General features: G+C 38.8%; 25 protein-coding genes. 20 read left to right on the top strand and 5 right to left on the bottom strand.

The window, feature by feature from the left end; genetic code table 11:
- Window positions 1–113 precede the first annotated feature (113 nt).
- The 3 genes from spoIID to spoIIID all read left to right on the top strand — a co-directional run bounded on the left by spoIID (window position 114) and on the right by spoIIID (window position 2,637).
- Window positions 114–1,094 carry a stage II sporulation protein D gene (spoIID, locus tag ABDZ63_RS13030; RefSeq protein WP_343784148.1) on the top strand — a complete coding sequence of 327 codons (981 nt, stop codon included), beginning with the start codon at window positions 114–116 and terminating at the stop codon, window positions 1,092–1,094.
- Window positions 1,095–1,469: 375 nt separating this feature from the next.
- Complete coding sequence (locus ABDZ63_RS13025) at window positions 1,470–2,153, top strand: peptidoglycan DD-metalloendopeptidase family protein (protein ID WP_343784146.1); 684 nt, start codon at window positions 1,470–1,472, stop codon at window positions 2,151–2,153.
- Between the two features lie 226 nt (window positions 2,154–2,379).
- Window positions 2,380–2,637 (top strand): sporulation transcriptional regulator SpoIIID, encoded by a 258-nt coding sequence (gene spoIIID, locus ABDZ63_RS13020; RefSeq protein WP_343784144.1) that lies wholly within the window; start codon window positions 2,380–2,382, stop codon window positions 2,635–2,637.
- A gap of 106 nt (window positions 2,638–2,743) precedes the next feature.
- On the opposite strand, the gene ABDZ63_RS13015 is transcribed toward spoIIID, so the two are convergent.
- Window positions 2,744–3,253 (bottom strand): hypothetical protein, encoded by a 510-nt coding sequence (locus ABDZ63_RS13015; protein ID WP_343784142.1) that lies wholly within the window; start codon window positions 3,251–3,253, stop codon window positions 2,744–2,746.
- A 148-nt stretch (window positions 3,254–3,401) separates the two neighbouring features.
- On the opposite strand from ABDZ63_RS13015, the gene ABDZ63_RS13010 reads away from it, so the two are divergent.
- From ABDZ63_RS13010 to ABDZ63_RS13000, 3 genes are read left to right on the top strand one after another with little or no spacing between them, the layout of a single operon-like run.
- On the top strand, window positions 3,402–3,779 hold the full coding sequence (locus tag ABDZ63_RS13010; protein WP_343784220.1) for a MerR family transcriptional regulator: 378 nt from the start codon (window positions 3,402–3,404) through the stop codon (window positions 3,777–3,779).
- A gap of 3 nt (window positions 3,780–3,782) precedes the next feature.
- A complete protein-coding gene (locus ABDZ63_RS13005; RefSeq protein WP_343784140.1) occupies window positions 3,783–5,300 on the top strand; it encodes a class I adenylate-forming enzyme family protein in 1,518 nt (505 codons plus the stop codon).
- On the top strand, window positions 5,297–6,976 hold the full coding sequence (locus tag ABDZ63_RS13000; RefSeq protein ID WP_343784138.1) for an acyl-CoA dehydrogenase family protein: 1,680 nt from the start codon (window positions 5,297–5,299) through the stop codon (window positions 6,974–6,976). Before ABDZ63_RS13005 ends, ABDZ63_RS13000 begins: the two co-directional genes overlap by 4 nt.
- Window positions 6,977–7,272: 296 nt before the next feature.
- On the opposite strand, the gene ABDZ63_RS12995 is transcribed toward ABDZ63_RS13000, so the two are convergent.
- A complete protein-coding gene (locus ABDZ63_RS12995) occupies window positions 7,273–7,671 on the bottom strand; it encodes a type II toxin-antitoxin system death-on-curing family toxin (protein ID WP_343784136.1) in 399 nt (132 codons plus the stop codon).
- The gene (locus tag ABDZ63_RS12990) at window positions 7,671–7,922 is read right to left on the bottom strand and encodes an AbrB/MazE/SpoVT family DNA-binding domain-containing protein (RefSeq protein ID WP_343784134.1); all 252 of its coding nucleotides are present in this window, start codon (window positions 7,920–7,922) and stop codon (window positions 7,671–7,673) included. The genes ABDZ63_RS12995 and ABDZ63_RS12990 overlap by 1 nt, the downstream gene beginning before the upstream one ends.
- Window positions 7,923–8,299: 377 nt before the next feature.
- Between ABDZ63_RS12990 and mreB the strand changes: the two genes are divergently transcribed.
- The 6 genes from mreB to ABDZ63_RS12960 all read left to right on the top strand — a co-directional run bounded on the left by mreB (window position 8,300) and on the right by ABDZ63_RS12960 (window position 12,431).
- A complete protein-coding gene (gene mreB, locus ABDZ63_RS12985; protein WP_343784132.1) occupies window positions 8,300–9,301 on the top strand; it encodes a rod shape-determining protein in 1,002 nt (333 codons plus the stop codon).
- 38 nt (window positions 9,302–9,339) lie between these two features.
- Entirely contained in the window at window positions 9,340–10,161 is an 822-nt protein-coding gene (locus ABDZ63_RS12980) for a flagellar hook-basal body protein (RefSeq protein WP_343784130.1), read from the top strand.
- A gap of 25 nt (window positions 10,162–10,186) precedes the next feature.
- On the top strand, window positions 10,187–11,011 hold the full coding sequence (locus ABDZ63_RS12975) for a flagellar hook-basal body protein (RefSeq protein WP_343784128.1): 825 nt from the start codon (window positions 10,187–10,189) through the stop codon (window positions 11,009–11,011).
- A gap of 21 nt (window positions 11,012–11,032) precedes the next feature.
- Window positions 11,033–11,362 (top strand): DNA-directed RNA polymerase subunit beta, encoded by a 330-nt coding sequence (locus tag ABDZ63_RS12970; protein ID WP_343784126.1) that lies wholly within the window; start codon window positions 11,033–11,035, stop codon window positions 11,360–11,362.
- Between the two features lie 32 nt (window positions 11,363–11,394).
- Complete coding sequence (gene fabZ, locus ABDZ63_RS12965; RefSeq protein WP_343784124.1) at window positions 11,395–11,832, top strand: 3-hydroxyacyl-ACP dehydratase FabZ; 438 nt, start codon at window positions 11,395–11,397, stop codon at window positions 11,830–11,832.
- Window positions 11,833–12,182: 350 nt separating this feature from the next.
- A complete protein-coding gene (locus ABDZ63_RS12960; protein ID WP_343784122.1) occupies window positions 12,183–12,431 on the top strand; it encodes a hypothetical protein in 249 nt (82 codons plus the stop codon).
- A gap of 43 nt (window positions 12,432–12,474) precedes the next feature.
- On the opposite strand, the gene ABDZ63_RS12955 is transcribed toward ABDZ63_RS12960, so the two are convergent.
- Window positions 12,475–12,660: a YjfB family protein gene (locus ABDZ63_RS12955; protein ID WP_343784120.1), complete on the bottom strand. Its 186-nt coding sequence runs from the start codon at window positions 12,658–12,660 to the stop codon at window positions 12,475–12,477.
- Window positions 12,661–12,854: 194 nt separating this feature from the next.
- Between ABDZ63_RS12955 and ABDZ63_RS12950 the strand changes: the two genes are divergently transcribed.
- The 4 genes from ABDZ63_RS12950 to ABDZ63_RS12935 all read left to right on the top strand — a co-directional run bounded on the left by ABDZ63_RS12950 (window position 12,855) and on the right by ABDZ63_RS12935 (window position 18,357).
- Window positions 12,855–13,331 (top strand): competence protein ComK, encoded by a 477-nt coding sequence (locus ABDZ63_RS12950; RefSeq protein WP_343784118.1) that lies wholly within the window; start codon window positions 12,855–12,857, stop codon window positions 13,329–13,331.
- Between the two features lie 244 nt (window positions 13,332–13,575).
- Window positions 13,576–14,406 (top strand): TetR/AcrR family transcriptional regulator, encoded by an 831-nt coding sequence (locus ABDZ63_RS12945; protein WP_343784116.1) that lies wholly within the window; start codon window positions 13,576–13,578, stop codon window positions 14,404–14,406.
- A 12-nt stretch (window positions 14,407–14,418) separates the two neighbouring features.
- Entirely contained in the window at window positions 14,419–15,285 is an 867-nt protein-coding gene (locus ABDZ63_RS12940; protein WP_343784114.1) for an efflux RND transporter periplasmic adaptor subunit, read from the top strand.
- A 3-nt stretch (window positions 15,286–15,288) separates the two neighbouring features.
- Complete coding sequence (locus tag ABDZ63_RS12935; RefSeq protein ID WP_343784112.1) at window positions 15,289–18,357, top strand: efflux RND transporter permease subunit; 3,069 nt, start codon at window positions 15,289–15,291, stop codon at window positions 18,355–18,357.
- A gap of 91 nt (window positions 18,358–18,448) precedes the next feature.
- Here the strand turns inward: ABDZ63_RS12935 and ABDZ63_RS12930 are convergent, their stop codons facing one another.
- Window positions 18,449–18,631, bottom strand: coding sequence for a hypothetical protein (locus ABDZ63_RS12930; protein WP_343784110.1), 183 nt, complete (start codon window positions 18,629–18,631; stop codon window positions 18,449–18,451).
- A gap of 175 nt (window positions 18,632–18,806) precedes the next feature.
- Between ABDZ63_RS12930 and ABDZ63_RS12925 the strand changes: the two genes are divergently transcribed.
- The 4 genes from ABDZ63_RS12925 (at window position 18,807) to ABDZ63_RS12910 (ending at window position 23,758) form a co-directional block, all read left to right on the top strand.
- Entirely contained in the window at window positions 18,807–19,520 is a 714-nt protein-coding gene (locus ABDZ63_RS12925; RefSeq protein WP_343784108.1) for an EAL domain-containing protein, read from the top strand.
- Between the two features lie 249 nt (window positions 19,521–19,769).
- Window positions 19,770–20,711 carry an LCP family glycopolymer transferase gene (locus tag ABDZ63_RS12920; RefSeq protein ID WP_343784106.1) on the top strand — a complete coding sequence of 314 codons (942 nt, stop codon included), beginning with the start codon at window positions 19,770–19,772 and terminating at the stop codon, window positions 20,709–20,711.
- 83 nt (window positions 20,712–20,794) lie between these two features.
- Window positions 20,795–21,673, top strand: coding sequence for a UTP--glucose-1-phosphate uridylyltransferase GalU (galU, locus tag ABDZ63_RS12915; protein WP_343784104.1), 879 nt, complete (start codon window positions 20,795–20,797; stop codon window positions 21,671–21,673).
- 378 nt (window positions 21,674–22,051) lie between these two features.
- The gene (locus ABDZ63_RS12910) at window positions 22,052–23,758 is read left to right on the top strand and encodes a phospho-sugar mutase (RefSeq protein WP_343784102.1); all 1,707 of its coding nucleotides are present in this window, start codon (window positions 22,052–22,054) and stop codon (window positions 23,756–23,758) included.

The raw sequence follows: 23,758 nt of genomic DNA, 5'->3' as shown, positions 1-23,758 counted from the left end.
TAAGAGAGAGGCGTTGATTAAACGCTTCTCTTTTTTTTAGTTCTATTAATTCAACACAGTGAATAAAGATATTACTAGATGTGAATATTGAAATGTTGAAGGAGGATTAAACATTGAGGCGACAAGGATTGATACTAGGAATTATCTTATTAGCTGTGATTACTGTTATTCCAACATTAATCGTCATACCCTTTGCTGAAGCTGCGACAGAAAATGAACATATTTCGATCGATGAATCTACAGAGTATGTGAGCGCAAGTGGTGAGAATTCAGACATTATGGTCGAAGTGTTGCGAGAAGCAACAGATCAAATAGAATCTGTACCACTTGAAGATTATGTGGCATTAGTTGTAGCTTCTGAAATTCCCGCTGACTTTGAAATGGAGGCATTAAAAGCACAGGCATTAGCAGCAAGAACATATATTGTACAAAGAATCCTTCATGATGACCCTGAACAAGAACACCACGTAACAGATACAGTAGAACATCAAGTTTTTCAATCAGAAGATGAATTAAGAGAAGTTTGGGGGGTTGATTATTCAGGTAATATGAATAAAATCGACCAAGCCGTTCAAGAAACTGCTGGTGAAGTGATCACATATGATGGAAGTCCGATCACGGCTGCCTTCTTTTCAACTAGTAATGGGTATACTGAAAATGCAGAAGATTATTGGCAAAATGAAATCCCATATTTAAGAAGTGTTTCAAGCCCTTGGGATGAGCAGTCACCCGTTTACCGCGACCAAGAAATTTTTACTTATCAAGAAGTGTTGCAACAGCTCGGATTAGAAGGTAACTCATTTGAAGTAACAAATACTACACGCACCGAAAGTAATCGAATTCAAGAAATCACCGTTAATGGCGAAACTTTTAGTGGAAGAGAAATCAGGGAAAAATTAGATTTAAGATCAAATGACTTTACCATTGAAGCCAAAGCCGATCATATCATTTTTAAAACAAATGGATTCGGCCACGGTGTTGGAATGAGCCAATACGGAGCCAATGGCATGGCACAATCTGGGAACACATACCATGATATTGTGAAACACTATTACCAAGGTGTAGAAATAGAAACGCTAGAACATGTATTATAAGAAAAATCCCACTCTCAGTTATGGAGGGTGGGATTTATTTTGTTATGGGAGTGTGGATGATTAGTGATCGCGGGAATTTATCAGCGCTCGCGGGAATTTATCGGCGCTCGCGGGAGTTTATCAGCGCTCGCGATGGACTTATCAGCGCTCGGGCGAATTTATCAGCGTTTGGGCGAATTTATCAGCTCTCGGGCGAGTTTATCAGCGCTCGGACGAGTTTATCAGCGCTCGGACGAGTTTATCAGCGCTCACCTCAGGCCAAAAGCTTATTTTGTCCTAAAATGTAGTGGTTACTCACAAATTTTAGAAAAAATTTCAACTTCTATGTATATAATTTTGCTAATCGGTTCAGAATGGTTGCTGAGGTGATGAAAAATGAATGAAAAGGAAAGAAGGACTTTCCGCGAATCGAAGTGGAAAAAGCTCTCACGTCAACGTTGGTTTTATCCAACACTTTACATTACTTTAGTGACTGTCGTGTTAGCAGGGGTATTGATTTATCAGTTAGCTGGCACAGATGAGGCTGAGCAAGAAGACTATAATTGGCAAGTTGAACAAAATGACCTCATCGATCAACAACAAGAAGCTGCTGAAGGTGATGAGGCTGAACCGGTAGTAGCGGACCAAGAAGAGCTCGTATTGCCAGTACTTTTAGGTGACCGCACAGAAATCATAACTAACTTCTATGATGTTGAAGCATCTGCAGAGGATCAAGAAGATGCATTAATTTTCTACAATAATCAATACTACCAAAGCCAAGGTGTTGATATTACTTCAAGTGACGGTGAACCGTTTGAGGTGATTGTATCACTTAGTGGAACCGTTGTCGAAGTAAAAGACGATGATCTATTAGGTCAAACAGTTGAAGTTGAACACGGTGAAGAGCGCATGACAGTTTACGCCAGCCTTTCCGAGGTTGAAGTTGAAGAAGGTGATGAACTAAGTCAAGGTGATAACATTGGTTTATCAGGTGAAAATGTTTATTCAGAATCTGATGTGAGTAAAGTACACTTCCAACTAATTGAAGATGGTGAACCTGTAAATCCAGGATTCCAGTAAAACAGTAAGCCATCACCCATCAAAAAAGTCTCGCACTTAGCGAGGCTTTTTTGTGTTGTTAAGGTGGGCTAAATCAACGGTGCTCTTTTTATGATGTTTAAAAGCTACTCCCTCTCATTTTTAGTAAAAGATTTCTCTCCTGCCTATTTATATCATATTCCTATACGGCGGTGAATAAAATGTACTATCTACACCCTAAGAGTGAACATCACAGGAGGCGAGTGATTTGCACGATTACATCAAAGAGAGAACGATCAAGATTGCAGAGCATTTACTGGATACGCGTAATACGGTGCGCGTTATCGCAAAAGAGTTCGGCGTATCAAAAAGTACGGTTCATAAAGACCTTACCGAGCGCTTACCGAACATTAATCCCGCCTTAGCAAAACAAGTGAAAGATGTACTTGACTACCACAAGTCAATCAGGCATCTGAGAGGTGGTGAAGCGACGAAGAAGAAATATAGAGAAAAAAGCAGCGTTTAATAGTGTTGTGTTGTACGACCTAACCGCCTGTCACTAAGGTGTATCTATAGGTTACATAAGTTTAGCCATAACCTAATTAACAGTGACAGGCTTTTTTCGTGTTTAATCAAACGTTTGATTGATACAACAACATTTGATCATAAACCATTTCCCCATTTGAATCATGCCACTCCATTATGATATATATTTGCCAAATATCTTCTTCTGTAACGTACTCTCCCTCTTCATTATAAAAGAAACCTCCGACATGATTTTCTCCCATTACAAACTCATCAATTCCAATTTTCTCGCCGTCTTTCATATGAATAGAGGAACTAGCCAAAGTTTCAGTATTGCCATTAACGTTCGCAATAACTGTGTAATAGAAATAATCTGTCTCATCATATTCATGACCATGTTTAAACTTCAATTCGCCCTGACCAGCTAAAAGCTCTTGTGGTTTAATCTCTATTTTATAATGGGACAACTCCCAATATTCACTTTCCCCACTTAAAACAAAATTCAGTGAACCCTCATCATCTGAATGATTAACTTGTCCATTCAAAAATGAAAAAGCTCCAATCGTAATTAGACAAAAAACGACAACAACGCCACTATAGATTAAGTATTTTTTCAATATGAATCCCCCTATTAAACACTCTATTAATATATAATCAAAAACTAACTAAAACATGACAAAAATTAGTTGAACTTAACGTTAACGTAAATGGTAAACTAAAAATATAGGAAAATTCAGAAAAATATAAGGAGGTGTGACAGTTGCCATGTATTCGATCTCTGATTTAGCCCAACAGTTTAATGTATCAACTCGTACGATCCGCTATTACGAAGAAGTTGGGCTGTTAAAACCGAAACGCAACCAAAGTGGTCATAGACAATTTACGAAAAAGGAACAAACACAGTTGCAACTCATTTTTCGTGGTAAAAAGTATGGTTTTAATTTAGATGAGATTAAAGAAATGGTATTGCTGTTTGAAGAGGACCCGACTGGAAAAGAACAATTGAAGCGGACAGTCGAATATGGTGAGGACAAAATTAAAGAAGTCTCAAAGCGAATTGAAGAATTAAACGAAATGAAAGGTGAAATGGAACAGCTCATGCAAGTGTTTCACGATGAGTTAAACAAATTAGAGGAGGAATAGTCAATGAATATATCTGAACTGTTAGCTTATCAATCTCGTAAATACCCAGACCATGAGGCATTAGTGTCACCACATGTGCGGATTTCGTATCAAGAGTGGGATGAACAAGTTAACCGTATCGCCAACAGATTAAAAGAACTAGGATTTAAAGAAGGGAATAAACTTGTGGTCCACATGCCGAATGTACCTGAGTTTATGTCACTTTATGTAGCCGTTTTAAGAATTAAAGGGATCGTCATTCCTATTAACGCCAAGCTAGCCCAACGAGAGATTCAGTATATTTTAGATCATAGTGAAGCACAGTTTTTGGTAACTCATGAGCTTTTATTTGAACAATCTCAAAACTTGGCTGAAGATAAACATTTAACATTGATTAAAACTGGTGAAGCAGAAGGTGATTGGCTTTCTTTTGACACATTGTTAAAAGGTGAAGCAACGCCAGTCGAATGTGATGCAAAAGAAGGTGATGATGCTTCAATTTTATATACATCGGGTACAACAGGTGATCCTAAAGGGGTTCTGTTTACACACCGAAATATTTTAACTGTTGCCACTATGATCTGTATCGAAATGCCAATGAGTAAAGACAGTCGCGTATTACACATGATGCCACTCAGTCACTCTGCACCACTTCACCTCTTTATGGTAGCAGGTTTATATGTAGGAGCGACACACGTATTAGCACCAACTTTCACACCAGACTTATTGCTACAAATGGTTTCTAAAGAAAGGGTAACTCATTTCTTCGGAGCACCTGTCGCCTACCTCATGACAGCGAAGCACCCTGAAATAGAAGAATATGACTTATCGTCAATGGAGTACTGGGTCTATGGAGGAGCGCCATTGGGTACGAATGAAGTTAAATTAGTTAAAGATAAATTTAATACTAATAAACTAGTTTGTGTCTATGGTTTAACAGAAGCAGGACCCAATGGCACGTTGCTTCAATCAGAAGAACACGCTGAGAAATCTGGTAGTATCGGAAGACGCGCTGCTTTAAATTGTGAGATTCGCCTAGTGGATGATGAAGGAAAAGATGTCGCTCAAGGTGAACCAGGTGAAATCATCATACTTGGTGAAGGGACGATGAAAGAATACTATAGAGCACCTGAGAAAACTAAAGAATCGATTAAAGATGGATGGCTTTATACAGGCGACATTGCAAGACAAGATGAGGATGGTTACTACTGGGTTATTGACCGTAAGAAAGACGTCATTATATCTGGTGGAGCTAACATTTACCCAACTGAAGTTGAAAAAGTACTTATGCAACATCCAGCCGTTGAAGATATAGCTATTGTTGGTGTTCCACATAAAGAATGGGGTGAATCAGCGAAAGCATTTGTCGTAGTAAATGATGATGTAGCTGACTTAGAATCAACACTTAAAGCCTTTTTAGAAAACAAAATAGCAAGTTATAAGATTCCTAGATTTTATGAAAGGTTGGAAGCGCTACCACGTAATGCGACAGGAAAGCTATTACGTAATCAATTACGCGAAAGTCAGGAGGCATCACTGTGAGTCAAAATTTTTACACCACTGACCCGTTATTACAAAAAATATTAAAAAAGCAATTACCCGCCCACCTTTTCGACTATGCAAATGAACAATTAACGAAATTCGGTGAACGTGTAGCAACAGATATTGAAAAACGGGCTGTTCATACAGACAGAGACGGGCAACCACGCCTAATAAAATATAATAAAATGGGCGAAGAAGTGAATGAGGTTTGGGTTAATGATGGTTATCTTGAAACGGTCAAAGAAACGTATGAAACAGGAATCGTCGGCTATGTTCATAAAGAGATACCAGAGCTTGAAGATACCGGTAATTACATGTATTCTTACGCCCAAGGTTACGTCTTATCCCAGTCCGAACCAGGTTTTTATTGTCCTGTCACCTTAACCATGGCGACAGCTTATTTAATCGATCATTATGCTAATGACGAACTAAGAGCGCGTTTCTTACCTCATGTCATTGCAACAGGAGATACCGAGTTATATGAAGGGGCGACGTTTTTAACAGAACGCCAAGGTGGTTCAGATGTTGGCGCTAATGTTGTAGAAGCACATCAAGAAGGTGATTATTACCGGTTATACGGTGAAAAATATTTTGCCAGTAACAGCGGTATGTGCGGTGTTGCGATGGTTTTAGCGCGTACGGAAGACGCTTTAGAAGGCACACGTGGATTAAGCCTGTTTTTAGTCCCATGGGAAGAAAATCGTCATAACAATCAATTATCAATCCGCCGCTTAAAAGATAAACTAGGTGTTCGCGCAGTCCCATCAGCTGAGGTCGAATTTAACGGGGCAAAGGCGTACTTAGTAGGCGAACAATCTGAAGGCTTTAAATATATGATGGAAGCTCTTAATCTATCAAGGGTTTGTAACGCAGTAGCCTCACTTGGCATTATGCGAAGGGCTTACTGTGAAGCACGTGATTATGCATTTGAGCGAAATGCATTTGGTAATAAACTTAAAGACTACCCAATGGTCAAAGAAACGTTAGTCCGCCTAGCCTCTAAGCTCGAAGTCGAAATGACAGCTACATTTGACTTAGTCAATCAATTTGATTCGGTTATGGCAAAAGGTTCAGAACCAACAGAAGAAGAGCGGGCCATGCTACGTCTTTACATTGCACTCTTGAAGAAAGAAACAGCAGAACAAGCGATTGATTTCTCACATGAAGCAATTGAAATGCATGGTGGAAATGGCTTTATTGAAGATTTTGTCACCCCAAGGTTACTTCGCGATGCCCAAGTATTAACTGTGTGGGAAGGCACAGCTAACATACTAGGCCTTGAAGTATTACGGCTGATGAAGAAGTATAGCGTACACGAACAGTTTTTAGATGAAATGGGCAAGAGACTCAACCAGTTATCAGACCATGTATCGCCATTAATCAATCCAGTTAAACAAAGTATGAATGACCTTATTAAAATGCTATCACAACTATCTGAATCGAGTGATGATATGATGCTTCTTCACCCGAAGAAAGTGGCTGTACTCATGACGAATATTCTAGAAGGTATTACAGCATTAGAGATGGCAGATGATGAGCAAGATGAACGGACTTACGCCATTGCAGAAGTATTGATTGAACAGACTTTCAAAGCTTGCCACCACGTATCAGACTTAGCTTTAAAACATTTTGATATAATCGTTAAGCAAGAAGAGAAAATAACGGCTACCCATTGATTCTGAATGCTAAATTGTTACACACCGCTAATAACCCATATTGGCGGTGATTTTTAATCCAGCTCTATAATAATTGTTGGGGTAGCGGCACAATTTCAGAAATACACGAGAAGATCCTTATTTGTGATCTAATTAAACAGGGTTTTTGAGAGCCTATATGGAAGCTTTCACATCTTAAAAAAAGGCAAAGGAAACGCGGTCTTTCAAATCATCGTGGGGAAACATGTATCTACAGTGTCGATGGCCGTGGCGAAAAGCTAAGCACAATCGGGTGTTAAAACGCATAAGAAATGGGTTTACATTTTTTCTGTATGACTTTCTATTGTTGAAACAATTTCTTTAAACGTGTACTTATGATTTACGACATCAACTGTAAAGTCTTGCTCTTCTTCGGTTCCCATAGTCCAGTGGTAATGGTTTGTTTTTAAGAAAATAATTAGTGAGGCAAGTGCGGTTCGTTTATTGGCATTATGGAAAGCGTGGTTTTTTACAATTGATTCAAAAAGTGCGGCTGCCTTTTCATAAATTGAGGGGTAAGCATCGCTACCAAGTACTGATTGTTTTGGTCGATTAATAGCTGAATCAAGTAAGCTTGGGTCTTTAACTCCCATTGGCTCATCTGGAGAATATAGGCGAATTTGTACTGTGTTAATAGTAATGACTTGTTTTGTTGTTAGATAGATAAGGTCATCCATTACCTGTTCACTAACCCTTTAAACGCTTTGTCATGCTCAATAATGACATCATTTAAAATATCCATAAATTCTGCATCTACACCTTCAGGAAGCGTTACCGGCTCTTTTTTCCTCAAAACAATTTTCCCATTTTTCACCTCAACTTGGACATCATCCCCTTGTGTTAAGCCAACTTTTTTAAGTAATTCGGTAGGAAGGGTGATTCCGAAACTATTTCCAACCTTAGTAACTTTCCTTTCAAATTGTTCCAAAAGATCACATCCTAGTTATAATTGTAATAACAATTATAACACATAAGAATAGGATAGAAAAGTTCTTCTTGCTATTGGAGGTGTTACACTCAAAGTGGTGCTTTGTTATATAATTTGAGTTTTTCTTTGCGTGAAGTGCACTACTCACTCGCACATTTCGACTTATTTCGCCGAAAAGACAAAAAGTGACATCATCTAATCAAGGCCAAACCTAGTTTCGCCTCCCACCAATCCGTCACTGTTGTCCCTTTCATAAACTTTCGACAATGGCTAAAAATAACATGACACTTTAGAAAAAAAGTGATAAAATATTACAATAGATTAATTATATTTTCGTACGTCAAAATGATGGGATCAGTCAGGGGGATTTATTTTACATGTTCGCTAGAGATATTGGGATTGACTTAGGTACAGCAAATGTTTTGATTCATGTGAAAGGAAAGGGCATTGTCTTAGATGAGCCATCGGTTGTTGCGATGGATCGTAATACAGGTAAAGTGTTAGAAGTTGGCCATGCAGCTCGCCGTATGGTCGGGCGTACACCTGGGAATATCGAAGCAATCCGCCCTTTAAAAGATGGAGTAATTGCAGATTTTGATGTTACTGAAGCTATGCTACGTTATTTCATCGAGAAAATAAATGTCCGCGGTATGTTCTCTAAGCCACGCATTTTAGTCTGTTGTCCAACAAACATAACAAAAGTTGAACAAAAAGCGATTAAAGAAGCAGCGGAGAAATCTGGCGGTAAAAAGATTTACTTAGAAGAAGAGCCGAAAGTAGCAGCAGTTGGCGCTGGCATGGATATATTCCAACCAAGCGGTAATATGGTTGTTGATATTGGTGGTGGTACAACGGATGTTGCTGTACTTTCAATGGGTGATATCGTAACATCTGAATCCATTAAATTAGCTGGAGACAAATTTGACCAAGATATCTTACAGTACATAAAACGCAAATACAAACTACTAATTGGTGATCGCACAGCTGAGGATATTAAGGTGAATGTCGCGACTGTTTTTAAAGGGAACCGTGATGAGTCAATGGACATTCGCGGACGTGACTTAGTATCAGGTCTGCCACGGACAATTACGGTTCAGTCGGATGAGATTGAAGAAGCCTTACTTGAATCTGTCAGCATGATTGTACAGGCAACTAAAACAGTCCTAGAATCAACACCACCAGAGCTTTCAGCAGATATTATTGATCGTGGTGTCATCATTACAGGTGGCGGTGGTTTGTTGAATGGAATTGATCAACTTCTAGCAGACGAGTTAAAAGTTCCTGTCTTCATCGCAGAAAATCCAATGAGCTGCGTTGCTGAAGGTACAGGTATTATGCTTGAAAATATTGATAAATTACCAAAAGATAAAATCGTCTAAATCCATCTTTAAATAAACGATTTAAAGGAGGCAACACCATGCTAAGAGGTTTTAATACAGCTGGTGCAGGAATGATTGCGAATCAACGCCATCAAGATTCCTTAAGTAACAATATGTCAAACGCGCTTACACCAGGCTTTAAACAAGACCGCTCAACGTTTCGTGCGTTTCCCGAGATGTTAATTCAAAATATGGAAAACAGAAACATACCAACTGAAAATGGGCTATCGATTCCACGAAACCATATAGTCGGTTCGATCAATTCAGGTACGTACTTACAAGAAGATGTCCCATTGTTTGAACAAGGTGACGTTCGTGAAACAGGACTTCAAACGGACTTAGCTTTACAAAATGGTGAAATACCTGATGAAACGGGTTTCCTATTTTTTGAGGTTCAAAATGAAGACGGTGAAGTTCGCTATACAAGGAATGGTAATTTCACAGTTGATGCTGAGGGCTTTTTAACGACTAACGAAGGCTATTATGTCCTAGATGAAGCGGGGGCACCAATTCAAACAGGTACTGAAGCGTTTGAGGTGCTAGAAACTGGTGAAGTCATTTCTCCATTCGATCAATCCATGTTAGGCATTGCTTATCACCCGAATGCGAATGATTTCGTTAAAGAGGGCGATAATCTGTTCAATAATGATGGTGATGTTGAAGCTGTTGATGCACGAGCGGCTGATGGTGTTAATTTTCAAGTCCAGCAAAGTCATTTAGAATGGTCCAATGTTGACCCACAAGCCGTCATGGCAGATATGACACGTGCACACCGTATGTTTGAAATGAACCAACAAGTTGTAAGAACGTTCGATCAAAGTATGGAGTTAGCGGCTAATGAGATCGGCCGTTTAAGATAAGACCTTATTAGAGGAGGCTTAATCGATGCGAAATATGTTTAATGCGGCAGCGACAATGGGTCAACTGCAACAACGCATGGACCTAACATCTAACAATTTATCTAACATAAATAATCATGGTTATAAGTCGCGTCAAGGTGCGTTTTCCTCTCTTATGTATCAACAGGTTGATAATATATTAGGCTATGACCAGGACTCACCTCGGCTAACACCAGAAGGAATCAGGGTTGGCTCAGGTGCAAAAATGTCCAGTATAAATATGAATATGACAACCGGAACGCCAGAGCAAACTGACCGCCCATTAGATGTGGCGATTGGCGATGATTTTCGCTTTTTTGTAGTTAATGCACCGACTCAAGATGGTGAAGTAGAAACACGATATACAAGAGCTGGTAACTTTTATTTATCTGAACAAGCTAATGGGGACATGATGTTAACCACGAACGCGGGTTATCCAGTCGAAGGTCAAGATGGCCCTATTGTGTTTGAGGGCGATTTTGAGGATATTTCAATTAACGAACAAGGTGAAATCGAAGTCACACGCGGTGGGGAATCAGCCATAGAAGCCACGTTACAAGTAGTCGATATTGACAACACAAGAGTAATGGAACCAGTTGATGCGAATTCATTTAGAATTAATGAAGAAGATTTAGAGGTTCCTGTTGGTGAGTTAGTAGAAGCAGTTGCACCTGAAGCGGCTAATCTTACACCTAGCGCATTAGAAGGCTCTAATGTTAATATGGCTAAAGAAATGACCGATCTTTTAGAAGCTCAACGTGCCTACCAATTTAATGCACGTTCATTATCAATTGGTGATCAAATGATGGGTCTAATCGGAAATATGAGATAGCATTAGAATTGAGGTTGTAGTATGGCTTCAGAGGAAAACCAGAATCAAAAGTCACGTAAGATCCGTGGTACTAAAATGTTTAAACCAAAAGAGAATAATAAAGAAGAGAAAAATCAATCAAAACGTAAAGCGGCTAAAGCAGCTAGAAAGAAAGAGAAGAAGCAGAAAAAAGGCCGTATCCGCTATCTTCCAGTTTGGTTACGCTTTATACTCGTCGTCGTATTAAGTGTTGTCGCCTTAATTGTGGGGACGATGATTGGTTTTGGTGTAATTGGAGAAGGTAATGAACCGAGTGAGGTTTTTGACCGCTCTATGTGGCAAGATTTATATGACTATATACAAGGTAAGTAAAAAGCCGTTATAGCTTAACTAGGAGGATGGTTATGTTAGATATTGAGCAAATTAAACAAATTATTCCACATCGATACCCTTTTTTATTAGTCGATCAAGTGACTGAATTAGAAGATGGAAAACGAGCAGTAGGCTATAAAAATGTAACAGCAAATGAACCGTTTTTCCAAGGACATTTTCCAAATTACATGGTAATGCCAGGTGTCCTAATCGTTGAAGCATTAGCGCAAGTAGGTGCCGTATCCATTTTAAAACTTGAAGAAAACCAAGGAAAACTAGGCATGTTTACAGGAATTGATAAATGCCGATTCAAGCGTCAAGTAAAACCAGGTGACACTTTAAAACTAGAAGTCGAAATGGTTAAACTTAAAGGCCCTGTCGGTAAAGGAAAAGCAGTTGCCACTGTTGATGGAGAAGTGGCATGCGAAGCAGAAATCATGTTCGCCATCGTCGACCCAGACCAACAGTAAAAATGAAACGAAGAACCTTGCTTGTAGCAAGGTTCTTTTTTCATGCGAAAACTAGGCTATAACCTAAGTTATCGATTTGACCACTAGCTAATCAGGCGAAATTCTCGATAATCGGGCGAAATTCTCAATAATCAGGCGAAACTCATAATAATCAGGCGAACGCCCAATTAATCAGGCGAACGCCTAATTCGCGCCCGCGCACACCATCGCGCACACCATCGCGCTCACCCACCCGCACCATCGCCCCCACTCAATCCAAAGAATCTCTTTAATAAATCATATACCTTTAATAAAATAACTTTTTATGGAAACAATAATGTTTGATCATATAAAAATTAGGAGGTACGATGATGAATACACAGTTTTGGAAACTTTGTATGGTCATGCTAATGACGTTTGCGTTAGTAGTTGGGTGTGGGACGACAGATGATGATGACTATAATGATCCGGGCATTGATGCACCTGAGGAGGAATCGGATATGCAACAAAGTGAAGAATTCGATGATGAAAATCCAGGTGATGATGAGGAACCAATGCAAGATGAATTTGATGATGAGTATGACCCTGAAGATAATGAAGATGAAACGGATAATTACTAAAATAGGTTAAGGTCCAAAGTTAAAGAACTTTGGACCTTTTTCGTTAACCTTTTAAATCAATGTTCTGACCTAAGTTAGGATGAGTGGGAACTTGACTAGATTCAAGCATCTGATCAAAAGCTTCTCCTTGTTGTTCGAGTTGCTCCTTGACCTCATTAGCCAAGCCAACTCCGAATTGTTGTTTCGCATGTACTTGACTCATGCCAATTGATGCCTTAGCAATATCCATACTTTCACCTCACAATCCCTCACTAATAATATCGACTTGAAATGACAAATTTTAAGAAAATAGTCAAAAAGATCATAAAAATAGTCAAAAAATTACTAAAATACAATCAAATATAGTAAAATAGTATTGGTTAATTACCATTATTAATAATTTTCATAATACAGTAAGAAAGGGAGAAATAAATGGGGAATATAATGGAACAAAGACAACACTATATTATTAATGATGGCACCATGGCGATCAAACATCATGACGATCCTACATATAAAAGTTGGATTCTGGAAAATGATGCTAAGTATTTATGTGAACAAAATCCAGAAGAAATCTTAAATGCTTCGTGCCTCAAAAAAGGGCTGACAACGTTAGAAGGGAGAAGGAGGGCTGTTGAGGATCTCATTAATAAACGCAGTCGATTACCGATTCCAATCGAAATGGGTTACAACAGCTTGTTCATACCGACAACGTTGCAGAAAAGAAGCCGTTCAGACTGGGTTTCTTACAGATATATTCAAGAATTTTATTATAAAGGAAATAATGATTTCTTCTCTACCATTCAATTTACAACTGGTGAAGAAGTCCAATTCGAAATGACGAAAACAAATTACAATAAGCAATTAATGTATGCAGGCTTTCTACTTGGCTACTTCCATAAAAAAGACGACATTGGTTAAAGGCGCTAAACCAAAGGAAGATCATATAAGAATTAAACCAGTCGAGGTCAAAGATTATCGGCTGGTTTTTATTATGAAAGCTTTGTCAGTGTCTGCCTACCATTCCGTGTCGAAGTATCAACAAATATCAAGGATTGAAAATATTGTGAACATTATAGAGAACACTTGTAAGCGAAGGGGGATATTTGGTACATTTATATAGTGACTGACTGGTCATTTTAACTTACGTGAAGGATGAGTGAGTATGCAAGAGAAAAAAGTTAAAATAATAAAAGCAAGTATTACCCTTTTTGCTGAAAAAGGTTTCCACGTCACATCAGTACAGGAAATCGTTGACCAAGCAAATGTAGCAAAGGGGTCTTTTTATAATTATTTCACATCGAAAAATGATTTAATTAGAGCGATCTATGATTATTATTACGCTGTCTTAGGTGAGGCGATGGTGGAGAAAAACGTTCAAACCGATTGCCCGAGAGAATCATTTAAGAGCCAGTTAGCTGTTTTCTTTGACTTTTTCTTAAAGCATAAACCATTAATTAAAATGATTATGCGTGAACAAGTCCCAATCGAACAGGATATGGATGGGTTTATAACTGAAATTAAACAGCAAAATTATGATTGGTTACAACAAAATGTTAAATCTATGTACGATGATGAGATTGATCCATACTTATTAGATATTCTTGTTATGATCGATGGCATTTTGCAAGGGTATACCAATTGGCTTATGGTCGATGAAGACTCGATTGATGTTGAAAAGCTACCCGAATTCATTCTTAGAAGACTTGATGAAATGTGTGAACAAATGATCAAAAATCAAGAGAGGACACCGATTAAACGAACACCTGATTTTATGGAGGACCAAACGATCATTATAACGAAAATTAGGCAGAAAGTATTAAGCAAGATGACTAAATATCAGAGTAAGGTGTTAAAGGCTCTTGATGCACTGGATAAAGAAATTCATAAAGACGAGGTCGAGCCAATCGTTTTAGATTCCTTATTAATGAATTTAGAACAGTATAACGAACTTAGAAGTGAAGTTAAACAATTAAGACAAAAATTGAACGTGTAGAGGTGAAAGTTCATGGTGAAAAAGTTTTTAATAATGATGGTCGTTTCTTTATTTGTATTAACGGCTTGTAATGGTGAGACAGAAGATGAAGAGGTAGAAACGGTTACGTCAGTTGAAACAGAAGAGGTAACAGTTGATGATTTTTCAGTAACGAAAAACTTCACAGCACGTTCAATGCCTAATGACCAAGCTCCTGTTATGGCAGAGGCGGCTGGTGAAGTGGAAGAAGTATTTGTAAGTCGTGGTGATGAAGTCGAAGAGGGTGACGTGATTGTTGAATACACGTCACAATATGGATTGATGGAAATAGAATCGCCAATAGACGGTCTAGTCCAAGAACTTGACGCAAAAGAAGGACGCATGGTGACAACAGAAGAACCTCAAGCGGTCATCATTGGTGCTGACCCACTTGTTTTCCATTTTCAATTGACAGCGACTAACCGTGAGTTAATCTCAGTTGCCGATGAAGTAGATTTCGAAATTTCGCAGGCTAATGAAGAAGGTGAAGCTGAGATTACTTACATTGCAAGTACAGCTGGTGAGAATGGTCTATTCGATATAGAAGCTGAAGTCGAACAACCAGATGATGCTATACCTTCTGGGTTAACGGCGCAAATTAAAATTGATGATGTGATCGAAACCGATACATTTATTGTACCAACAGAAGCAATTGTTGAACGAGGTGCTGATCAGTTTATCTATTTAGTTGAAGATGAACAAGCGACTCGCATTGATGTTGATGTGATTTCAATGCAATCAGCTTATACAGCAATCGAATCAAAAGAAGAAGATATGCTTCAAGAAGGGGATGCGGTAATTACACGTGGGCAATTAACAATAGATGATGGCCAAACGGTACGCATCGTTGAGGAGGACTAACCTATGCGTTTAGTAAATACATCGATCAAACGACCGGTTGGTGTCATTATGATTGTCCTCGCCATACTAGCGATGGGCTTTATTTCATTCCGTAACTTACCGGTCGATTTATATCCAGATATTGATTTACCAATTGCGGTAGTCGCTACATCTTATGATGAGGCTGCACCGCAAGAAGTTGAAGAGCTCGTCACAAGACCACTTGAAGACTCCCTCAGCACGATTGAAGGTGTTGATACGATTCAAGCTCAATCACAGCCTGGAAGTTCATTGGTTATGATTATGTTCTCAATGGACACAGACCTTGATCAAGCGTTACTCAATGTTCGAGAATCAGTTGATCAAGTCTCGGGTATGCTTCCGAGTGGAGCGAATGAACCAAGTGTGCTGCGCTTTGATCCGCAGCAAATGCCTGTCATGTGGGTAGGTCTAACAGGAGATGATCAAGCTACTCTTCAAAACCTTGCTGAGGAAGAAGTTGAACCGAACTTTGAACGTCAAGAAGGAGTTGGTTCAGTAACCATAGAAGGTGGCGAAGCAGAAGAGATTCAAGTTGAATTAGATCATGAACGACTCAATCAATTCGGCTTATCCTCACAAGAAGTCATGGAAGCCGTCCAAAATGCGAACCAATCGGCATCACTTGGTGTCATTGAACGTGGTACACAAGAATTGCAACTACGTATACCTGGTGAGTATGAATCGATTGATGAGATTAGAGAAACCCTACTTCAAACACAAGAAGGTGATTTTCTCCGTTTAGAAGACATTGCAACCGTTGAACAACGAACGCTCGATTCTAATGAAAAGACGTTAGTCAACGGACAAAATGCTGTTGTGATGAACATTTTAAAACAAACAGATGCTAACACAGTCGGCGTTTCAGATGAAATTATTGCCTCAATGGATAATATTCGTGGTGATTTACCTGAGGCTGTAGAGTTAGATGTCGTTTTTGACACAGCTGACTTTATTCGGACGTCCATCGACTCTGTGTTTCAAAATATTTTAATTGGTGCAGCGTTTGCTGTTATAGTACTTTTACTATTTTTAAAGAGCTTTAGAGCAACCCTTGTTATTGGGCTTTCAATTCCAATAGCGGTGATTACAGCCTTTACGCTTATGTATTTTACAGGTGAGACTGTTAATGTTCTTACAATGGGTGGACTCGCGCTAGGTATCGGGATGATGGTTGACTCCTCGATCGTGATACTCGAGCACATATACACCTATCGAGAACGGGGTTATGGTATAAAAGAAGCCGCCAGAAGAGGTGCAACAGAAATTGCACCAGCCGTTATTGCATCGACGACGACGACATTAGTTGTATTTTTACCGATCGTATTTGTCGATGGAATAGCATCAGAAATATTCACACCGTTAGCTTTAACCGTAGCCTTTGCGTTAATCGCATCACTAGCCGCATCGGTCACCTTGATTCCGATGTTATCGTCCAAACTATTAACCAAAGCGATTGACCAAGGTGGAAGACGTTACTGGTTTGACCGCTTATTAGATCGAATCATTCGCGTTTATCAAAAAGTATTACGCGGCGTGTTGAAATTTAGAAAAACGATGATACTAGGGACATTTACATTAGTTGTCGGAAGTTTATTCTTATTGCCACAGTTAGGCGCAGCGTTTATTCCTGAAGCCGACCAAGGTCAAATTGAAATATCAATGGAAACACCGACAGGCACGAATATAGAAACGACAACTGAAAGTGCTGAACAAATTAATGAAATTGTCGCAGAAGATGAAGACATTATTGAATCGAATTTCGTCACGATTGGTAGTGGCGGCGGAATGGGTATGGGTGGAGGTGGCGCTAATAACGCCAACTACATGATCCAGCTCATTCCAAGTGGCGAGCGTGACCGCACAACTGAACAGGTCGTGCAAGATTGGGATGAAAAGGCACAAGAAATCGCTGGTGCTGAAATTAATGTCAATGCTATGGGTGCAAATATTAGTGGTGGCGACCCAATCCAAATCGAAATTACAGGTGATGATTACGAAGTACTAGAAGAAATCGCTGATGAATTTGTGGATATAATTTCAGATGTAGAAGGTATTCATAATCCGATGACATCAGCTGAAGAAGGCCGCCCAGAAATGCAGGTTCTCGTTGATCGTGATGTCGCTAGTGAATACGGCTTAACGTATGAACAAGTAATGGGCCAAGTACAAATGGAGCTTTTAGGGCAAGTAGCAACACAATACCGTAGTGGTGGAGAAGAGTTAGATGTCCGTGTGTTAACACCAGAAGACCAACGCCAAACAATAGAAGACATCGAAAATATTACGATTCAATCGCCAACAGGTGCTAGCTTAGCCTTATCAGACATTGCAGAGCTCGTACAAGAAGAAGGACCAGCAAGCTTAACTAGACAAAACCAACAACGTACCGTAAACGTAACAAGTGGAATTGTCGATCGTGATTTAGGTAGCGTAACAGGAGATATTCAAAACTTATTATCCGGTGTTGATCTACCAGATGGTTATAACTATTCGATGGGTGGAGAAGCGGAAGATATGGCTGAAGCCTTTGAAGACTTAGCTATCGCACTATTATTCTCAATCTTCCTAGTCTATGCAGTAATGGCAGTACAGTTTGAGAATTTCCTACACCCGTTTGTCATTATGTTCTCTCTACCAGCTACTATTGTTGGTGTGATCTTCGGGTTGTTTGTAACAGGTTTACCATTTAGCATTCCGGCCTTTATAGGTATAATTATGCTCGCCGGTATCGTGGTGAACAACGCGATTGTGCTCGTTGACTATATCAATATTTTAAGAGGGAAAGGTAAAGAGCGCTTCGAAGCCATTCTTGAAGCAGGTGCGAACCGTCTACGCCCGATCTTAATGACAACACTTACAACCGTGTTAGGTATGATTCCGTTATCAATCGGTTTAGGTGAAGGTGCAGAAGCCCAACAACCATTAGCCGTTGTTATTATCTTCGGCTTAACTATATCAATGCTCTTTACATTACTGCTGATTCCAGTTGTCTACACACTGTTCGATGACTTATCAGCGAAATTTACCAAGCGTAAAAACAAAGAAGCATAATGGATAAGGTGTGGTTTTTGAAAAATTCCGCAGTGGGATAAATAGTTAAACAAAAAAGCCTTGGCGCCAAATTAAGGTGTGCCAAGGCTTTTTATGTGTTGAAGGGGTTGTTGTCAAATGCATGAACAGAACCAAAAAACGCATCAAACAAATCTGTCCAGTCAAAGTAACTTCGAAACAAATCACCATCTGTAAAAGTAAAATACATGGTTGTAATAAAAACACCAAACACTATATATATGAGGCAGCCAATCTGAAGCTTTCTCTTATCCATTAGTATCAACTCCTTCAATACTATAATATTACTATAGTTTTTAGTGGGTTGTCGATTTTTCATATTCTATGACTACAAACCTGTTAAATTTTGTCTAGTTATGTTGTATGTGTAAGTAAAATGAATTAAAATAAAAGTAATTCGAAATAACTGATTAGTGGGGGTGAAAGGTATTATGAGTAATGAAAAAAGAGTGATATTACAAGAGCGACAATTTAATCATTCCTTCCAACCAATTTGTAATATACAAAGTTCTGACATAATAGGATTTGAGGCTTTATTTAGGTCTAGTTTAACACCCAACCCACTAACCACTTTTCGACAAGCTTCAAATAAGGGATGGCTGTACGAATTGGAAAAACTATCAATTCAAAAAGCTATTCAAACGTTTCAATCGACACTCCATGACCAAGACTTAAAATTATATATCAATATTTTCCCAGCTACTTTATTAAATAAGGACTTTTGTCAGTTTATTAACCGTGAAGTAGAGAACAACAACTTAGACCGGGGAAAATTAGTAATAGAAATCAACGAGCCACAAGTAGTCATAACACCTAAAGAGCTGCAACAATCTGTCCAATTGTTGAAAGAAGAGGGGTATCAAATTGCATTAGACAATATAGGAAATGGCGCATCTTCATTTATAACAATTTTGGACCTTGATCCGGATATCTTGAAGGTGGACCGGGGCTTCTCTGAAGAGATTCACCGCTCAACGTTAAAACAAAAAACGCTCGAATCCCTACAGCAATATTGTCAAATCACCAATACACAATTAATACTAGAAGGCATTGAAACAACCTCAACATTAGAAGCAGCACGACAGTTAAACATTGAAATGGCACAAGGATATTACTTAGGGATGCCGCTGCCGATTAATCAATAGAGCGGAAATCTTGATTTAAGAGCGAAAATCTCATTAAATGAGCGAAAATCTCAATTTAACAGCGAAAATCTCATTAAAAGAGCGAAACTCTCGATTTAAGAGCGAATCACCTCATTAACAGCGTTTCCACTAAAATGAACCAATTAATATAAGTACTTTCTTAGAAAAATTTAATCAGATTTTAATTTTATAGGCTAAATTATGTAGTATAATGTCAATAGTTAAATTTTACAGAAGGGTTGAGTATTTATGAGCAGTCGTATGGAAAAAAAGAAGAAAACAAAAGGAAAACGAAAAGGACTTAAAATCACACTATCTATTATCGGTGTTCTAGTCTTATTAATAGGTGGTTATGGTTTATATTTATATAATCAGTTAAGTGACACAGTTTCTTCGATGTATACACCACTCGAATCAGATCAAGAAAAGCGAGAAGAGGTTGAAAATCGTTTGCAAGATCGCGATACGATTAACGTCTTATTATTAGGAATCGACTCGCGTGAAGGTGATACAGGTCGTTCTGATACGATTGTTTTCGCTTCGTTAAACCCTGATACGAATGAAATGCTTATGTTTAGTATTCCACGTGATACACGAGTAGAAATTCCAGGTCGTGGCATGGACAAAATCAATCATGCCTATGCTTTTGGTGGTTCAGACTTAGCTGTTCAATCAGTGGAAAACTTTTTAGATACAACAATCCATTTCTATTCTCATGTTAACATGGAAGGTTTACAAGACGGTGTTGATGCTTTAGGTGGCGTATCTGTTAATAACAATATGGCCTTCACACAAGGGGGATATGAATTCCCTGAAGGTGAGCTTCATCTAAGTGGTTCTGAGGCATTAGAGTTTTCGCGTATGCGTAGTGAAGACCCGCGTGGTGATTTAGGCCGAAACGACCGCCAACAAATGATCATTGATGCCATGGTGCAAGAAGTAATGTCTTTTGATTCATTTACAAGAATTGATAATGTATTAGAAGCTGCTGGAGATAACGTTGAAACGAATATGCAAATGAATGAAATGCGTCAACTGTTCATGAACTATCGAGGCACTCGCGATGAAACGGTCCGTGAAGAAATAAGCGGAAGTGGCGATCGTATCGATGGCATATGGTATTATATCGTTTCAGGTGAAGAAAGAAATCGCATCCAAAATGTCATAAATAATCATATGGAAGCGAATTAATATATTAAGCATACTTTGTCTGATGCAATTAGGTCTGTTAAAATATTGAAACGTTAAAAACATAAATTAAGCGAGGTTTTAACATGTCTAAAATTAAAAAAGCGATCATTCCAGCTGCTGGGTTAGGGACACGCTTCTTACCAGCGACTAAAGCATTACCGAAAGAAATGCTTCCAATTGTCGATAAGCCAACCATTCAGTATATCGTTGAAGAGGCAATAGATTCAGGAATTGAAGATATTATTATCGTAACAGGTAAAGGTAAACGAGCAATTGAAGACCATTTCGACCATTCGTTAGAACTTGAAGAAACACTTGAACAGAAAGAAAAATATGACTTACTAGAAAAAGTTAAAAAATCATCAAACGTCGATATCCACTATATCCGTCAAAAAGAGCCTAAAGGATTAGGCCATGCTGTATGGTGCGCTCGTAAATTTATCGGCGATGACCCATTTGCCGTTTTATTAGGTGATGATATTGTTCGCTCAGAAACACCAGGTTTAAAACAGTTGATTAACCAATACAACGAAACAGGAAAATCAATCATCGGTGTTCAAACCGTCCCAGATGGTGAAACAGACCGTTACGGTATTATTGACCCATTAGAAAAAGACGGCCGCTTATACAAGGTTAAGCAATTTGTTGAAAAGCCATCTATAGGACAAGAGCCTTCAAACCTTGCGATCATGGGTCGTTATGTTTTAAACCCGGAGATTATGGGTTACTTAGATGACCAAGAAATTGGAGCAGGTAATGAAATTCAATTAACTGATGCGATTCAGCGCCTTAACGAATCACAGTCTGTCTATGCGTATGACTTTGCTGGACGCCGTTATGACGTTGGTGAAATCAAAGGCTTCTTAAAAACAATGATCGAAATGTCTTTAGAACGTGAAGATATTCGTGAAGACTTATTACCATTTTTAGAAGAAATTGTCGAAAAAGAACGAGTCAAATAAAGTGAAAACTTTCATTACATGAAGCCTCATCTCCCAGTTACTTGGAGTTTTGAAGTGGGGGCTTTCGGACAGGATGAAATGTCATAAAAGCAAAAGACCCCCAATGGCTATAATCATGGGGGTTTTGTTGGTAACTTAGATGTTTTCTTTGCCGAGGTGGCCCCAGAGCCCGTGTTCTGGTAATGAAAACACTGCGACAAACGACCGTAGGGAAGTTTGAGCAGTTGTTACACTTGTGCCCGTGGGTGAAAGCGTCTAACGAAAGCGGTTCACAATAACAACTACGGACTTTAACAAAGCTAATTACATAACCCAACAGAAAATAGTATAATTAAAGTTTGGGAATGATAAGCAAAAAGGAATAGGGGTGTCATCTAAATGGAATGGAAAGAGCATTACCAAAGATGGATGAATTTTGAACAATTAGAATCAACATTAAAACAACAATTACAAAACTTGAATGATACAGAACAAGAAGAAGCCTTCCATAAGCCGATCTCATTTGGAACAGGTGGTATGCGCGGGGAGTTAGGTCCAGGAATCAACCGAATGAACGTTTATACGATTCGTAAAGCAGCTAAAGGGCTTGCATTACATATTGAAGAGAAAGGCGAAGAATGGAAAAGGAAGGGCGTTGTCGTCGCCCATGACCCGCGTCATATGTCGAAATCATTCGCACTTGAAATCGCAAAAGTGATGGGCGTTCACGGCATTAAGACTTACCTATTTACAGATATTCGTCCAACACCACTTTTATCATTTGCTGTAAGACATTTAAAAACAGCTAACGGAGTCATGATTACAGCAAGTCATAACCCGCCAGAATATAATGGTTTTAAAGTGTATAACGAAGATGGCGGTCAGTTACCATTAGAACCTTCAGAAGAGTTGATGGAACTGGTAAAAAGTGTAGACAATGAGTTGAATATTCCTGTTTTATCAGAACAAGAACTGAACGCACAAAACCTACTAAAATGGTTAGAAGATGAAGTCGACCAAGCTTATTTAAAGAAGCTTGAGTCAATGGCTTATGACCATGACATGCCTAAAGATGACTTAAATATTGTCTTCACACCGCTTCACGGAACGGCTACATCACTAGTTGAACGTGGTTTAAAACAACAAGGGTTTACAAATTTAACACTTGTTAAAGAACAAGTCATAGCTGATCCCAACTTCACGACAGTCGCCTCACCAAACCCTGAAGAACACCAAGCATTTACGAAGGCGATTGAGTATGGTGAAGAAGTTTTAGCAGATCTATTAATTGCGACTGACCCAGATGCCGATCGTTTAGGTGTTGCAGTGAAAGACAATGAAAACGAGTACCAAGTGTTAACCGGTAATCAACTTGGAGCGCTACTACTTGATTATATTTTACGACATGAGCAATTTAATCAAGGTGTCATGGTGAAAACAATCGTCACCTCAGAGATGGGCCGAGCGATTGCTAAAAGCTATGGTGTTGAAACACAGGATGTTTTAACAGGATTTAAATTTATAAGTGAGAAAATTAAACAATTCGAAAGTACACATGAGAAGCAATTTGTCTTCGGTTATGAAGAAAGCTACGGCTGCTTGATTAAGCCTTTTGCTCGTGATAAAGATGCCGTCCAAGCAACGGTTATGACAGCTGAGATGGCTGCTTACTGGAATAAGCAAGGCTATACGCTATATGAAGCTTTACAACAGCTTTATAGAAAGCATGGTTACTATCTTGAAGACCTTCATTCAGTGAAACTTGCTGGACTGGCTGGGCAAGAGAAGATCAACCAAATGTTACAAGACTTTAAACAAATAAATGAGCTTAATGTTGACGGTTTAAAACTACAATATAAAGAAGATTATTCGACATTAAAGCGTACGAATGTCGAGACAAATGAAGAAGAGACGATTCAACTGCCAAAGACGAATGCGATTAAATTTATATTCGATCAGAATTCTTGGTGCTGCCTAAGGCCATCTGGTACAGAGCCGAAGATTAAATTCTATTTCGCTGTTAAAGGTGAAACAGAACAAGAAGCACAAGATAAGCTACAATCATTAAAAGAAACGATTTTAAATCTTGTAAAGGTAGAGGTGTAA

The sequence above is a fragment of the Alkalibacillus silvisoli genome (genome assembly GCF_039521975.1).
GTDB lineage: Bacteria > Bacillota > Bacilli > Bacillales > Alkalibacillaceae > Alkalibacillus > Alkalibacillus silvisoli.
The sequence above is the reverse complement of the archived record's forward strand: the minus strand, read 5'-3'. Positions and strand labels throughout refer to the sequence as shown.

Excerpts from the sequence above, each read along its gene's own strand:
- ABDZ63_RS13025 (WP_343784146.1), top strand. The coding sequence starts at position 1,470 with ATGAATGAAAAGGAAAGAAGGACTTTCCGCGAATCGAAGTGGAAAAAG.
- ABDZ63_RS13010 (WP_343784220.1), top strand. The coding sequence starts at position 3,402 with ATGTATTCGATCTCTGATTTAGCCCAACAGTTTAATGTATCAACTCGT.
- ABDZ63_RS13005 (WP_343784140.1), top strand. The coding sequence starts at position 3,783 with ATGAATATATCTGAACTGTTAGCTTATCAATCTCGTAAATACCCAGAC.
- ABDZ63_RS12995 (WP_343784136.1), bottom strand. The coding sequence starts at position 7,671 with ATGGATGACCTTATCTATCTAACAACAAAACAAGTCATTACTATTAAC.
- mreB (WP_343784132.1), top strand. The coding sequence starts at position 8,300 with ATGTTCGCTAGAGATATTGGGATTGACTTAGGTACAGCAAATGTTTTG.
- ABDZ63_RS12980 (WP_343784130.1), top strand. The coding sequence starts at position 9,340 with ATGCTAAGAGGTTTTAATACAGCTGGTGCAGGAATGATTGCGAATCAA.
- ABDZ63_RS12975 (WP_343784128.1), top strand. The coding sequence starts at position 10,187 with ATGCGAAATATGTTTAATGCGGCAGCGACAATGGGTCAACTGCAACAA.
- ABDZ63_RS12970 (WP_343784126.1), top strand. The coding sequence starts at position 11,033 with ATGGCTTCAGAGGAAAACCAGAATCAAAAGTCACGTAAGATCCGTGGT.
- fabZ (WP_343784124.1), top strand. The coding sequence starts at position 11,395 with ATGTTAGATATTGAGCAAATTAAACAAATTATTCCACATCGATACCCT.
- ABDZ63_RS12960 (WP_343784122.1), top strand. The coding sequence starts at position 12,183 with ATGAATACACAGTTTTGGAAACTTTGTATGGTCATGCTAATGACGTTT.
- ABDZ63_RS12955 (WP_343784120.1), bottom strand. The coding sequence starts at position 12,660 with ATGGATATTGCTAAGGCATCAATTGGCATGAGTCAAGTACATGCGAAA.
- ABDZ63_RS12950 (WP_343784118.1), top strand. The coding sequence starts at position 12,855 with ATGGAACAAAGACAACACTATATTATTAATGATGGCACCATGGCGATC.
- ABDZ63_RS12945 (WP_343784116.1), top strand. The coding sequence starts at position 13,576 with ATGCAAGAGAAAAAAGTTAAAATAATAAAAGCAAGTATTACCCTTTTT.
- ABDZ63_RS12940 (WP_343784114.1), top strand. The coding sequence starts at position 14,419 with ATGGTGAAAAAGTTTTTAATAATGATGGTCGTTTCTTTATTTGTATTA.
- ABDZ63_RS12935 (WP_343784112.1), top strand. The coding sequence starts at position 15,289 with ATGCGTTTAGTAAATACATCGATCAAACGACCGGTTGGTGTCATTATG.
- ABDZ63_RS12930 (WP_343784110.1), bottom strand. The coding sequence starts at position 18,631 with ATGGATAAGAGAAAGCTTCAGATTGGCTGCCTCATATATATAGTGTTT.
- ABDZ63_RS12925 (WP_343784108.1), top strand. The coding sequence starts at position 18,807 with ATGAGTAATGAAAAAAGAGTGATATTACAAGAGCGACAATTTAATCAT.
- ABDZ63_RS12920 (WP_343784106.1), top strand. The coding sequence starts at position 19,770 with ATGAGCAGTCGTATGGAAAAAAAGAAGAAAACAAAAGGAAAACGAAAA.
- galU (WP_343784104.1), top strand. The coding sequence starts at position 20,795 with ATGTCTAAAATTAAAAAAGCGATCATTCCAGCTGCTGGGTTAGGGACA.
- ABDZ63_RS12910 (WP_343784102.1), top strand. The coding sequence starts at position 22,052 with ATGGAATGGAAAGAGCATTACCAAAGATGGATGAATTTTGAACAATTA.